Annotated in this window: 10 protein-coding genes; 8 read left to right on the top strand and 2 right to left on the bottom strand. The window is 71.0% G+C overall.

Annotated elements, in window-relative coordinates:
- Positions 1-157: 157 nt before the first annotated feature.
- The 6 genes from lpdA to ACFY1T_RS06875 all read left to right on the top strand — a co-directional run bounded on the left by lpdA (position 158) and on the right by ACFY1T_RS06875 (position 9,132).
- Positions 158-1,546 (top strand): dihydrolipoyl dehydrogenase, encoded by a 1,389-nt coding sequence (gene lpdA, locus ACFY1T_RS06900; RefSeq protein WP_030863427.1) that lies wholly within the window; start codon positions 158-160, stop codon positions 1,544-1,546.
- A 57-nt stretch (positions 1,547-1,603) separates the two neighbouring features.
- On the top strand, positions 1,604-3,382 hold the full coding sequence (gene sucB / locus ACFY1T_RS06895) for a 2-oxoglutarate dehydrogenase, E2 component, dihydrolipoamide succinyltransferase (RefSeq protein ID WP_390787282.1): 1,779 nt from the start codon (positions 1,604-1,606) through the stop codon (positions 3,380-3,382).
- Positions 3,383-3,498: 116 nt separating this feature from the next.
- Positions 3,499-4,833 carry an esterase/lipase family protein gene (locus ACFY1T_RS06890; protein WP_390787281.1) on the top strand — a complete coding sequence of 445 codons (1,335 nt, stop codon included), beginning with the start codon at positions 3,499-3,501 and terminating at the stop codon, positions 4,831-4,833.
- A 134-nt stretch (positions 4,834-4,967) separates the two neighbouring features.
- On the top strand, positions 4,968-5,591 hold the full coding sequence (locus tag ACFY1T_RS06885; RefSeq protein WP_030156168.1) for a GntR family transcriptional regulator: 624 nt from the start codon (positions 4,968-4,970) through the stop codon (positions 5,589-5,591).
- A gap of 220 nt (positions 5,592-5,811) precedes the next feature.
- Entirely contained in the window at positions 5,812-8,493 is a 2,682-nt protein-coding gene (gene aceE, locus ACFY1T_RS06880) for a pyruvate dehydrogenase (acetyl-transferring), homodimeric type (RefSeq protein WP_390787280.1), read from the top strand.
- A 120-nt stretch (positions 8,494-8,613) separates the two neighbouring features.
- Positions 8,614-9,132: a DUF4240 domain-containing protein gene (locus tag ACFY1T_RS06875; RefSeq protein ID WP_030863420.1), complete on the top strand. Its 519-nt coding sequence runs from the start codon at positions 8,614-8,616 to the stop codon at positions 9,130-9,132.
- Positions 9,133-9,135: 3 nt separating this feature from the next.
- Here ACFY1T_RS06875 and ACFY1T_RS06870 read toward each other — a convergent pair whose 3' ends face one another.
- Positions 9,136-9,906 carry an SDR family NAD(P)-dependent oxidoreductase gene (locus tag ACFY1T_RS06870; RefSeq protein WP_390787279.1) on the bottom strand — a complete coding sequence of 257 codons (771 nt, stop codon included), beginning with the start codon at positions 9,904-9,906 and terminating at the stop codon, positions 9,136-9,138.
- 86 nt (positions 9,907-9,992) lie between these two features.
- Here ACFY1T_RS06870 and ACFY1T_RS06865 point away from each other — a divergent pair, with 86 nt between their 5' ends.
- A complete protein-coding gene (locus ACFY1T_RS06865) occupies positions 9,993-10,646 on the top strand; it encodes a TetR family transcriptional regulator (RefSeq protein ID WP_390787278.1) in 654 nt (217 codons plus the stop codon).
- Positions 10,647-10,784: 138 nt separating this feature from the next.
- Here ACFY1T_RS06865 and glnA read toward each other — a convergent pair whose 3' ends face one another.
- Complete coding sequence (gene glnA / locus ACFY1T_RS06860; protein WP_030863412.1) at positions 10,785-12,194, bottom strand: type I glutamate--ammonia ligase; 1,410 nt, start codon at positions 12,192-12,194, stop codon at positions 10,785-10,787.
- A gap of 184 nt (positions 12,195-12,378) precedes the next feature.
- Here glnA and ACFY1T_RS06855 point away from each other — a divergent pair, with 184 nt between their 5' ends.
- Entirely contained in the window at positions 12,379-12,846 is a 468-nt protein-coding gene (locus tag ACFY1T_RS06855) for an RDD family protein (protein ID WP_390787277.1), read from the top strand.
- The last annotated feature ends 167 nt before the right edge of the window (positions 12,847-13,013 follow it).

Here is a 13,013-nt window from a genome sequence, read left to right as displayed (position 1 = left end):
CATGGGCCCGGCGTCCCGCGTTCCCCCGACAAATGCGAAGATGGGTTCTCGGCAGGACAGGGCCCCCACCACAGGGCCGAACAACTAGCGGCCGATTACCAGCCGCCGCCCGGTCACAGAGGACCGGTGCCCGGCGCACATGCATGGAGGACGTGACGTGGCGAACGACGCCAGCACCGTTTTCGACCTAGTGATCCTCGGCGGTGGCAGTGGCGGTTACGCCGCGGCTCTGCGCGCATCCCAGCTGGGTCTGGACGTTGCCCTGATCGAGAAGAACAAGCTCGGCGGCACCTGCCTGCACAACGGCTGCATCCCGACGAAGGCACTGCTCCACGCGGGCGAGATCGCGGACCAGGCGCGCGAAGCCGCCCAGTTCGGCGTGAAGGCCACCTTCGAGGGCATCGACATCGCGGGTGTGCAGAAGTACAAGGACGAGGTCATCTCGGGCCTGTACAAGGGCCTGCAGGGCCTGGTCGCCTCCCGCAAGGTGACGTACATCGAGGGTGAGGGCCGCCTTTCCTCGCCGACCTCCGTCGACGTGAACGGCCAGCGCATCCAGGGCCGCCACGTCCTGCTGGCGACCGGCTCCGTGCCGAAGTCGCTGCCGGGCCTGCAGATCGACGGCAACCGCATCATCTCCTCGGACCACGCGCTGGTCCTGGACCGCGTCCCCGAGTCGGCGATCGTCCTGGGCGGCGGCGTCATCGGCGTCGAGTTCGCCTCGGCGTGGAAGTCCTTCGGCTCCGACATCACCGTGATCGAGGGCCTCAAGCACCTCGTCCCGGTCGAGGACGAGAACAGCTCGAAGCTGCTGGAGCGCGCGTTCCGCAAGCGCGGCATCAAGTTCAACCTGGGCACCTTCTTCGACAAGGCCGAGTACACCGAGAACGGCGTACGGGTCACCCTCGCGGACGGCAAGACCTTCGAGGCCGAGGTGCTGCTGGTCGCCGTCGGCCGCGGCCCGGTCTCCCAGGGCCTGGGCTACGAGGAGCAGGGCGTCGCGATGGACCGCGGCTACGTCCTGGTCGACGAGTACATGCAGACCAACGTGCCGACGATCTCCGCGGTCGGCGACCTCGTCCCGACCCTGCAGCTGGCGCACGTCGGCTTCGCCGAGGGCATCCTCGTCGCGGAGCGTCTGGCCGGTCTGAAGACCGTCCCGATCGACTACGACGGTGTTCCGCGCGTCACGTACTGCCACCCCGAGGTCGCCTCGGTCGGCATCACCGAGGCCAAGGCCAAGGAGATCTACGGCGCGGACAAGGTCGTGGCCCTGAAGTACAACCTGGCGGGCAACGGCAAGAGCAAGATCCTCAAGACCGCGGGCGAGATCAAGCTCGTCCAGGTCAAGGACGGTGCCGTGGTCGGCGTCCACATGGTCGGTGACCGGATGGGCGAGCAGGTCGGCGAGGCCCAGCTGATCTACAACTGGGAAGCTCTGCCGGCCGAGGTCGCGCAGCTCATCCACGCGCACCCGACCCAGAACGAAGCGCTCGGCGAGGCCCACCTGGCCCTGGCCGGCAAGCCGCTTCACTCCCACGACTAATCCACAGTCACGGGCGCGACGACCACTTCCGCACTTTCGTAAGGAGCAACTGAAACCATGTCGGTTTCCGTAACCCTTCCGGCGCTCGGCGAGAGCGTCACCGAGGGAACTGTCACCCGCTGGCTGAAGGCCGAGGGCGAGCGCGTCGAGGCCGACGAGCCGCTGCTCGAGGTCTCGACCGACAAGGTCGACACCGAGATCCCGTCGCCCGTCTCGGGCATCCTGGCCTCCATCAAGGTCGCCGAGGACGAGACGGTCGAGGTCGGCGCCGAGCTGGCCGTCATCGACGACGGCTCCGGCGCGCCGGCTGCCGCCGAGGCCGAGACGGTCGTCGCCGAGGTTCCGGCCGCCGCTCCGGCTCCGGTCGCCGAGGCCCCCGCGGCTCCGGCCCCGGTCGCCGAGGCCCCCGCCGCCGCCGCCGCGCCCGCCGCCTCCGGCACGGACGTCGTTCTCCCCGCCCTGGGCGAGAGCGTCACCGAGGGCACCGTCACCCGCTGGCTGAAGCAGGTCGGCGAGTCCGTCGAGGCCGACGAGCCGCTGCTCGAGGTCTCCACGGACAAGGTCGACACCGAGATCCCCGCCCCGGTCGCCGGCACCCTGCTGGAGATCCGGATCAACGAGGACGAGACCGCCGAGGTCGGCGCCGTCCTGGCCGTCATCGGCGCCGCCGGTGCCGCTCCGGCCGCCGCCCCGGCCCCGGTCGCTGCCGCCCCGGCCGCCGCTCCGGCTCCGGCCGCCGCCCCGGCTCCGGTCGCGGCCGCGCCTGCCGCCGCCGCTCCGGCCCCCGTGGCCGCCCCGGCCCCGGTCGCCGCTCCGGCTCCGGTCGTGGCCGCCCCGGCCGCCGCCGCTCCGGCTCCGGTCACCCCGGCTCCGGCCGCCGCTCCCGCCGCCGCGGTCCCCGCCGGTGACGAGGGCGCGTACGTGACCCCGCTGGTGCGCAAGCTCGCCTCGGAGTCCGGCGTCAACCTGTCCTCGGTCTCGGGCACCGGTGTCGGTGGCCGTATCCGCAAGCAGGACGTCCTGGCCGCCGCCGAGGCCGCCAAGGCCGCCGCTGCCGCCCCGGCTCCGGCCGCTGCCGCCCCGGCCGCCAAGGCTCCGGCCGCCGCCGTCTCGGAGCTGCGCGGTCAGACCGTCAAGATGACCCGCATGCGCAAGGTCATCGGCGACAACATGATGAAGGCCCTGCACTCGCAGGCTCAGCTCAGCTCCGTGGTCGAGGTGGACATCACCAAGATCATGAAGCTGCGCGAGCAGGCCAAGGGCTCCTTCCTGGCCCGCGAGGGCGTCAAGCTCTCGCCGATGCCGTTCTTCGTCAAGGCCGCCGCCCAGGCACTGAAGGCCCACGCGGTCGTCAACGCCCGGATCAACGACGACGAGGGCACCATCACCTACTTCGACTCGGAGAACATCGGCATCGCCGTGGACTCCGAGAAGGGCCTGATGACCCCGGTCATCAAGGGTGCCGGTGACCTCAACCTGGCGGGCATCTCCAAGGCCACCGCCGACCTGGCCGCCAAGGTCCGCGGCAACAAGATCACGCCGGACGAGCTGTCGGGCGCGACCTTCACCATCAGCAACACCGGTTCGCGCGGTGCGCTGTTCGACACCGTCATCGTGCCCCCGAACCAGGTCGCCATCCTGGGCATCGGTGCCACGGTCAAGCGCCCGATGGTCATCGAGACCCCCGAGGGCACCGTCATCGGCGTCCGCGACATGACGTACCTGACCCTGTCCTACGACCACCGCCTGGTGGACGGTGCGGACGCGGCCCGGTACCTCTCGGCCGTCAAGGCGATCCTCGAGGCCGGCGAGTTCGAGGTCGAGCTCGGCCTCTGAGGCCCAGGCCTCATCGACGCGTGACGCGTACGGCGCCCCCGCCCGGAACCACTTCGGGCGGGGGCGCCGTCGTCATACCCTGGTGGGTCCATGTGCGACATCTCGGGGGGCTGCGTATGACACGGGCACAGGTGACGGATCTCGTCGTGGTACTGCCGGGGATCCTGGGGAGCCGGCTCGCGGACGCCGAGGGCAGAGCCGTCTGGGACCTCTCCGGCCCGGCCCTCTTACGCGGCCTGCGGAACTTCGGCGCCTCCGTGCCCGCCCTGCGGCTCCCGAAGGACATCGGCGACGGCGATCCGGGCGACGGTGTCGTCCCCGTCGGCCTGATGCCCGATCTGCACGCCCTGCCGGGCATCTGGCACCCGGTGGACGGCTACACGGACCTGCTGCGCTGGCTGGAACGCCATTTCACCCTGTCGGTGTCGGACAACCTCCTCACGTTCCCGTACGACTGGCGGCTGTCCTGCCGCTACAACGCCGGGCGGCTGAAGGACCGGCTGGGTCTGGAGCTGGAGCGCTGGCGGGCCTCGGCCCCCGAGCGCCGCGAGGCCCGGGTGGTCTTCCTCTGCCACGGGATGGGCGGGCTGGTGGCCCGGCACTACGTGGAACGCCTCGGCGGGGACGGGATCACCCGCCGCGTGATCACCCTCGGCACCCCGCACCGGGGCTCCCTGCGGGCCCTGGCCGACCTGGTGCAGGGCGGGGACGGCCGGGACGGGGACCGGGAGCTCGGCGCCTTCGCCCGCAGCCTGCCGTCCCTGCACCAGCTGGCCCCCGACTACGCCTGCGTGGAGGGCCCGGACGGGCTCGCGCTCCCGCGCGACCTGCCGGGGCTGCCGGGCGTGGACGAGGCTCTGCTGGCGGACGCGGCCCGCTTCCACGCCGACCTGCGCGACGCCCCGCCGCGGGCCGATCTGTACGCGATCGCCGGCACGGGCCAGCCCACGGCGACGACCGCGCGCCGCGCCGGGGACCGCCTGGTCCTCCTCCCGGAGGCCGACGGCGACGGTACGGTCCCCCGTCTCGGCGCGGCCGCCGGGGTCACGCGGTCGCGGACCCCGTACGCGTGGTGGACCCCGTACGAGCAGCACGGCTCGCTCCAGAACAACCGGGCCGTACGGGAGGCCCTGCGCGGCCTCCTGGGCGACGAGCCCCTGCCCCCGCAGGAGCCGGACGCCTCGGACCCGGCCGCCGGACTGGGGGTGCGGGTGCCGTCCGTACTGCCCGCGGGGGTTCCGTACGAGGTCACGGTCACGGCCCCCGACGACGAGCGGCTGCTCATGGCGGAGCTGCGCCCGGCCCACGGCGGCCGCCCGGCGGCCCGCGCGCTGCGGAGCCTGGGCGGCGGCCGCTACGGCGTCGCGTTCCCGCCGCCCGAACCGGGTGCGTACCGGCTGTCGGTGGGTCCGGTCACGGCCCTGAGCCTGATCCGGCGCAGCGCCTGGTGACCGGCCCCGGCCGGGCGACTTGTAACCAGCCTCACCCAACGGCCCTGACCAGGAACGCATCCCCGCGGCCTACTCGGCCGTATTGTCTACGCATCGAAGCGATGCGCGGCCCCACAGGAGATGAAGCCCCGATGATCACCCCACCCGTCGTGCACTCGCTGCGCGAGCAGATCCGCGAGCACATCGTGGAGGGGATCGTCAGCGGCCGCTGGAAGCCCGGCGAGCGGATCGTCGAGCGCCGGATCGCCGTGGAGCTGGAGGTCAGCCAGACGCCCGTGCGCGAGGCCCTGCGCGAGCTGGAGACGCTGCGGCTCATCGAGTCGGCGCCGAACAAGGGCGTGCGCGTACGGAACCTGTCGGCGGCCGACCTGGAGGAGATCTACCCGGTCCGGGCGGGCCTGGAGCAGATCGCGGCCGAACTGGCCGCCCCGCGGCTGGCGGCGGACTGCTCGGCGCTGGAGCCGCACGTGGCGGCGCTGTGGGAGGCCGACCGGACCGAGGACGGGACCGCGCAGGTGCGGCACACCGTCGGGTTCCACCGGGAGCTGGTGCGGGCGGCGGGGAACAGCGTGCTGCTGCACACCTGGGAGAGCCTGGGCATCGAGGTCTTCACGGCCCTGTCGATCCGCTGGCTGGGAACCGTCCAGAAGTCGTACGCGGAGGAGCACGCGGCCCTCGTGGAGGCGTTCCGCAGTCAGGATCCGGACATCGGAGTGCTCGTGAAGCGCCATGTCCTGGGGTGCGCACCCCGCGCCTGACGGGCTGGTTTGCCCCGTTTTACCCGGCACCGGGTGCCTGATTTCATGGCACCGGGTGCCGACTTTTGGCCGGATGGCCATTTCAACGTCACATTCGTTTGATCGATCATCGATCAGCGATTTACAGTCGTCGACGGACCCCAACCGGGCCCATCGACCCTGTCCTGCCCGTCAGGGATTTTTCACCACCTCTCCTTTGTCCGGAAGGCGGCGCACACCGATGTCCGACCCCGTAGGAAAGCTTCCGAGCGAGCTCGACCAGCTCCCGGACCGCGACACCGAGGAGACCGCCGAATGGGCGGCCTCCCTGGACGCCGTCGCCAAGGCCGCCGGTACGCGCCGCGCCGAATACCTGCTCCGCCGCACCCTCCAGCACGCCGAGGCCGCCGGCCTCGCCCTGCCGAAGCTGCTGGAGACGGACTACGTCAACACCATCCCCACCTCCGCCGAGCCCGAGTTCCCGGGTGACGAGGAGATGGAAGCCAAGATCACCGCATGGAACCGCTGGAACGCGGCCGCCATGGTGACCCGCGGCTCCAAGTACGGCGTCGGCGGCCACATCGCCACCTTCGCCTCTGCGGCCTGGCTCTACGAGACCGGCTTCCAGCACTTCTTCCGCGGGAAGGAGGCCGACGGATCGGGCGACCAGCTCTACATCCAGGGCCACGCCTCCCCCGGCATCTACGCCCGCGCCTTCCTCGACGGGCGCATCTCCGAGCAGCAGCTCGACAACTTCCGCCAGGAGTCCGGCGGCAACGGCCTGCCGTCCTACCCGCACCCGCGGCGCCTGCCGTGGCTGTGGGAGTTCCCGACGGTCTCCATGGGCCTCGGCCCGCTGTCCGCGATCTACCAGGCGCGCTTCAACCGCTACCTGCAGAACCGCAGCATCAAGGACACCGCCAACTCGCACGTCTGGGCCTTCCTGGGCGACGGCGAGATGGACGAGCCCGAGTCGACCGCCGCCCTGGCCCTCGCCTCCCGCGAGCAGCTCGACAACCTGACCTTCGTCATCAACTGCAACCTGCAGCGCCTCGACGGTCCGGTCCGCGCCAACTTCCGCGTGGTCCAGGAGCTGGAGGCCCAGTTCCGCGGCGCCGGCTGGAACGTCATCAAGTCGCTGTGGGGCTCCGCCTGGGACGAGCTGTTCCAGCTCGACACCACGGGCGCCCTGGTACGCCGCCTGCGCGAGGTACCGGACGCGCAGTTCCAGACGTACGCGACCCGCGACGTGGCCTACATCCGCCAGCACTTCTTCGGCGCCAACGCCGAGCTCGTGCAGCTGGCCGGCGTGCTCTCCGACGCGAAGATCGCCGAGTGCTTCCACAGCTCCCGCGGCGGCCACGAGCCCCGCAAGGTGTACGCCGCGTACAAGGCCGCCCTGGAGCACAAGGGCGCGCCGACGGTCATCCTCGCGCAGACCGTCAAGGGCTACACGCTGGGCGCCGGGTTCGAGTCGAAGAACGCGAACCACCAGATGAAGAAGCTGACGATCGACGAGTTCAAGGGCATGCGCGATCTGCTCGGGCTCCCGATCCCGGACAGCGCCTTCGCCGACGGCGTCGTCCCGTACGGCCACCCGGGCGCGGACAGCCCCGAGGTGCGGTACCTGAACGAGCGCCGCGCGGCCCTCGGCGGTCCGGCCCCGGCCCGCAAGGTCAAGCACGTGGCCCTGCCGGCTCCGGCGGACCGCTCCTTCGCCCCGCTGATCAAGGGCTCCGGCAAGCAGGAGATGGCCACCACCATGGCCTTCGTCCGGCTCGTCAAGGACCTGATGCGGGACAAGGAGACCGGCAAGCGCTGGGTGCCGATCGTCCCCGACGAGGCCCGTACCTTCGGTATGGAGTCCCTCTTCCCGTCGGCCGGCATCTACTCGCCGCTGGGCCAGACGTACGAGCCGGTCGACCGCGACCAGCTCATGTACTACAAGGAAGCCAAGGACGGCCAGATCCTCAACGAGGGGATCACCGAGGCCGGCGCCATGGCCGACTTCATCGCCGCCTGCACGTCGTACGCGACGCACGGCGAGCCGATGATCCCCTTCTACATCTTCTACTCGATGTTCGGCTGGCAGCGCACCGCCGACCAGATGTGGCAGCTCGCCGACCAGCTCGGCAAGGGCTTCATCGTCGGCGCCACCGCCGGTCGCACGACCCTGACCGGTGAGGGCCTCCAGCACGCGGACGGCCACTCGCACCTGATCGCGTCCACGAACCCGGCGTCGCTCAACTACGACCCGGCGTTCGCGTACGAGATCGCGGTGATCGTCAAGGACGGTCTGCGCCGCATGTACGGCGAGACGCCCGAGGACGTCTTCTACTACCTGACGGTCTACAACGAGCCGAAGGTGCAGCCGGCCATGCCGGAGGGCGTGGAAGAGGGCATCCTGCGCGGCCTCTACCGCTTCAACGAGGCCTCCTCGCTGGAGTCCGCCCCGGCCGCCGACGCCCCGAAGATCCAGCTGATGGCCTCGGGCACGGCGATCCACTGGGTGCTGGAGGCGCAGCAGCTGCTCGCCGCCGACTGGAACGTGGCCGCCGACGTCTGGTCCGCCACCTCCTGGGGCGAGCTGCGGCGCGACGCGCTGGAGTGCGACGAGGCGCTGCTGCGCGGCGAGGTGCGCACCCCGTACGTCACGCGCGCGCTGGAGGGCGTCACGAGCCCGGTACTGGCCGTCTCCGACTGGATGCGCCAGGTCCCGGACCAGATCAGCCAGTGGGTGGAGCAGGACTGGACCTCGCTCGGTACGGACGGCTTCGGCCTGTCCGACACCCGCGAGGGTGCCCGCCGCCACTTCGGCGTCGACGCGCAGTCCATCGTGGTGGCCGCGCTGGCCCAGCTCGCCCGCCGCGGCGAGGTGCCGGCGTCCGCCATAAAGGAAGCCCGCGAGCGCTACGGCCTCTGAGGCTCGGACGCGGCAAGACGAAAGGCCGGTGTCCGGCCCCCTTCCCCGGGGGTCGGACACCGGCCTTTGGCCGTATGAGCGGTGGCGGCGAGGGGGCGCACCCGTGATGCTGGAGCGGTGATGGACGAGACGGAGTTCTGGGAGATCGTCGACCGTACCCGCGAGGCCGCCGAAGGCGACCCCGAGGAACACGCCGAGCTGCTCGTGGAGCGGCTGGCGCAGCTCGACCCGGACTCCGTCCTGGACTTCGCCCGGCACTTCGAGTCCCGGTACAACCGGGCTTACACGTGGGACCTGTGGGGTGCGGCGTGGGTGCTGCTCGACGGGGCGAGCGACGACGCGTTCGACTACTTCCGGTGCTGGCTGATCGGCCAGGGCCGGGAGGTGTTCGAGGGCGGGGTGCACGATCCGGACGGACTCGCGGAGCTCCTGGACGAGTTCGACGAGGAGATCGACGGGGACGGCGAGGAGCTGGGGTACGCGGCCGACGAGGCGTACGAGCAGCTGACGGGGGCGGTGGCGCCGGATCTGGGCATCGCGCTGCAGGCGGCCGAGCCGGAGGGCACCCCGCTGGACTTCGAGAACGAAGCCGTGCTCGCGGAGCGCTTCCCCCGGCTGTGGGACCGTTTTCGCGCGTAGCGGCTAGAAGTGCGTGCCGCCGTCGATGCGGATCTCCGTACCGGTGATGAAGGCGCCGTCCTCGGAACCGAGCATGGCGACGACGCCGGCGACCGTCTGCGGGCCGGCGAAGCCCTGGCCGATGGCCGGGGCCAGCTTGGCGAACAGGCTCCAGTCGGTGTCCTCGGGCAGGCCCGGGCCGTTGCCCGTGGTCATTCCGCTCTCGATGGAGCCGGGCGCGACGGCGACGAAGCGCAGGCCCTGCTTGCTGTACTCGGCGGCCAGGGCGTGGGTCATGGACTGGATGCCGCCCTTGCTGGCCGCGTAGGCGGACATGTAGGGGTGGGCGAAGGAGGCCGACGTGGAGCTGAAGTTCACGACGACCGGCTGGTCGCCCTCCAGCAGCGCCGGGAGCGATTCGCGGATCACCAGGAAGGTGCCGGTGAGGTTGACCGCGATGACCTTGTTCCAGAAGTCGAGCGTGGTCTGGTGGGTGTGCGCGGAACGCAGGATGCCGGCGGCGTTGACGAGCACGTCGAGCCCGCCGAGGCCCCGGACGGCGGCGGCGACACCGCTCCGCACGGCGGCCTCGTCGGATATGTCGAGGACGGCGGTGGTGAGGCGGTCCGCGTGGCCGTCGGCGGCGGCCTGCGCCGCCGTGGCCCCCAGCCCTTCCTCGTTGACGTCCACGGTGTGGACACGGCCGCCTTCGGCGAGGATGCGGTGGACGGTGGCCTGGCCGATGCCGGAGCCGCCGCCGGTGATGAGGACGCGACGTCCTTCGTAACGGTTCATGGCGCGAGCGTACCGTCCATGTGACACGTTTTGCCAGAGTGTCAGAATGCGCACTTCTTGATGCACCGGGAAGGTAGGCTTCACGCGTGAGATCCCCTCGTCCGTACTCTCCCCTGGCCGGCCCCGGAGCCCAGTCGCTGACCGAGCGCCGCAAGGCCGCCACCCAGCTCGACATCGCCCGCGCGGCCTGCGAACTCTTCGCCGAACACGGCCCCGACGGCACCACCGCCGAGGACATCGCGCACCGCGCAGGCGTCGCGCTGCGCACGTTCTACCGGTACTTCCGCAACAAGCAGGAGGCCGTCGGCCCGCTCCTGGCCGGCGGCGGCGACGCCTGGCGCGCACTGCTCGCCGAGGAGGACCCCGGCACCCCGCTCGACGAGGCCCTGGAACGCGCGGTGACCCGCTCCCTGAGCGACTCCCGGACGGTCGAGGAGGGCCTGGAGGTGACCCGCGGCCTGCTCCGCGCCGCCGCCACCGACGAGGCGCTGCGCGCGGTCTGGTACCGCGTGAACCAGGACTCCGAGGAACGCCTGGTCCCGGTGATCGCCCGGCTGGCCGGCGAGGCCGCCGACCCCTTGGGCGTACGCCTGCTCGCGGCGGCCGCGACGGACGCCATCCGCATCGCCCTGGAACTCTGGTCGACGACGGAAGCCCCGGTGACGGGCCCCGGCTCCCCCGCGGAACTCGCGGTCCGCTGCCTCCGCGAACTCACCTCCGGCATGACGCTCCTGCGCTGAGACCGGGACCGGCGCCCGGCACGGCCACCCCGCCTCCCGTCCGTGCTCCCGAGCCGTCGACGGCATCCCCGGTCCGGACAGCGCAGCGGCCTCGCCGCTCTCCGGTGAGAGTGGCGAGGCCGCTGTGTGCGCTGGTTCTTAGATGTCGAAGTACATCTCGAACTCGTGCGGGTGCGGGCGCAGGGCGATCGGGGCGATCTCGTGCGTGCGCTTGTAGTCGATCCAGGTCTCGATCAGGTCCGGGGTGAAGACGCCGCCGGCCAGGAGGTACTCGTGGTCGGCCTCCAGGGCCTTGAGGACGTCCTCCAGGCTGGTCGGGACCTGCGGGACGCTCGCGTGCTCGTCGGGCGAGAGCTCGTAGAGGTCCTTGTCGATCGGCTCCATCGGCTCGATCTTGTTCTTCACGCCGTCGAGGCCGGCGAGCAGGAGGGCCGCGAACGCCAGGTACGGGTTCGAGGACGGGTCCGGGGCGCGGAACTCGACGCGCTTGGCCTTCGGGTTCGAGCCCGTGATCGGGATGCGCATCGCGGCGGAGCGGTTGCGCTGCGAGTACACCATGTTGACCGGCGCCTCGAAGCCCGGGACCAGGCGGTGGTACGAGTTCACCGTCGGGTTGGTGAAGGCGAGCAGCGACGGGGCGTGCTTGAGGATGCCGCCGATGTAGTAGCGGGCGGTGTCCGACAGGCCCGCGTAGCCGGCCTCGTCGTAGAACAGCGGGTCGCCGTTGGCCCACAGCGACTGGTGGACGTGCATGCCCGAGCCGTTGTCACCGAAGATCGGCTTCGGCATGAAGGTCGCGGTCTTGCCGTTGCGCCAGGCGACGTTCTTCACGATGTACTTGAAGAGCATCAGGTCGTCGGCCGCGGCCAGCAGCGTGTTGAACTTGTAGTTGATCTCGGCCTGGCCGCCGGTGCCGACCTCGTGGTGCTGGCGCTCGACCTGGAGGCCCTGGGCGTCCAGCTCGAGGGAGATCTCGGCGCGCAGGTCGGCGAAGTGGTCGACCGGGGCCACCGGGAAGTAGCCGCCCTTGTAGCGGACCTTGTAGCCGCGGTTGTTCTCCTCGGAACCGGTGTTCCAGGCGCCGGCCTCGGAGTCGATGTGGTAGAAGCCCTCGTTCGCGGAGGTCGCGAAGCGCACGCTGTCGAACACGTAGAACTCGGCCTCGGGGCCGAAGTACGCGGTGTCGGCGATGCCGGTGGAGGCGAGGTACGCCTCGGCCTTCTTCGCGATGTTGCGCGGGTCGCGGCTGTAGGCCTCACCCGTGATCGGGTCGTGGATGAAGAAGTTGATGTTGAGCGTCTTGTCCTTGCGGAACGGGTCCAGGCGCGCGGTGGTGATGTCGGCACGCAGCGCCATGTCGGACTCGTGGATCGCCTGGAAGCCGCGGATGGAGGAGCCGTCGAAGGCGAGCTCCTCCGCCGGGTCGAACGCCCGAGCCGGGATGGTGAAGTGCTGCATCACACCAGGCAGGTCGCAGAAGCGGACGTCGACGAACTTGACGTCGTTCTCCTCGATGTACTGCTTCACTTCGTCGGCGTTCTGGAACATCCAACTCCTCCTACTCCCGGCCCCGGGGCAGGGCGGGCTTTATAGCTCGTGGTGCGTCAGTGCGGTGCCGCACGCTGACCCGACCATAAGCAGGCGGGATTTCTCAAGCATGACCCATTTGTTTCGCTCAAGTTAACCAGGGTCCCGTCGGAACGCGGTCGGACACCACCGGTACCGTGGTCGGGTGGACAACAGACAGGCAATCGGATCCTGGCTCTCCGGCCCCCGCGCGGCCGCCGAGGACATGGGCGTCGACTTCGGCTACCGGGGTGAGCGGCTCGGCCTGCCCCAGGAGGGGCCCGGCTCGGTGGCGCGCTTCGGCCGCCGCCTCGGCGCTCTCGCCATCGACTGGATCGGCTGTCAGGTGATCGCGTTCGGGCTGATCACGCACGGTAACGCGACCGCGACCGGCAACTGGACGCTGGCGCTCTTCGTGGTGCTGAGCATCCTCACCGTCGGCACCGTGGGCTTCACCCCCGGCAAGCGGCTGGTGGGCCTGCGCGTCGTCGCGGAGGACGGCGGCCGCCTCGGCTTCGGCCGGGTCGTCCTGCGTACGGTCCTGCTCGCCCTGGTCATCCCGGCGCTGATCTGGGACCGGGACGGACGCGGCCTGCACGACCGCCTCGCGCGCGCCGTCCAGGTCCGCATCTAAGGCGCTCGGCCAGAGCACAGGAGCACAGGAGCACGAGAACAGGGGCGCCCCCCCGCCGGGCGGGGCGGGGGGGGCCCGGGCCGGCGGGGGGGCGGGGTTTAACAAAACCGGGGCGGCGCAGTATTACCCCCCCCGCCGGACCCAGGCCCCGGGGGTGGGGGCCGGAG

The sequence above is a fragment of the Streptomyces sp. NPDC001194 genome (assembly GCF_042896985.1).
In the GTDB taxonomy this organism is placed as follows: Bacteria; Actinomycetota; Actinomycetes; order Streptomycetales; family Streptomycetaceae; genus Streptomyces.
The sequence above is the reverse complement of the archived record's forward strand: the minus strand, read 5'-3'. Positions and strand labels throughout refer to the sequence as shown.

Bases quoted from the DNA above. Each gene is read 5' to 3' on its own strand.
- sucB (WP_390787282.1), top strand. From the start codon at position 1,604: ATGTCGGTTTCCGTAACCCTTCCGGCGCTCGGCGAGAGCGTCACCGAG.
- ACFY1T_RS06890 (WP_390787281.1), top strand. From the start codon at position 3,499: ATGACACGGGCACAGGTGACGGATCTCGTCGTGGTACTGCCGGGGATC.
- aceE (WP_390787280.1), top strand. From the start codon at position 5,812: ATGTCCGACCCCGTAGGAAAGCTTCCGAGCGAGCTCGACCAGCTCCCG.
- ACFY1T_RS06875 (WP_030863420.1), top strand. From the start codon at position 8,614: ATGGACGAGACGGAGTTCTGGGAGATCGTCGACCGTACCCGCGAGGCC.
- ACFY1T_RS06870 (WP_390787279.1), bottom strand. From the start codon at position 9,906: ATGAACCGTTACGAAGGACGTCGCGTCCTCATCACCGGCGGCGGCTCC.
- glnA (WP_030863412.1), bottom strand. From the start codon at position 12,194: ATGTTCCAGAACGCCGACGAAGTGAAGCAGTACATCGAGGAGAACGAC.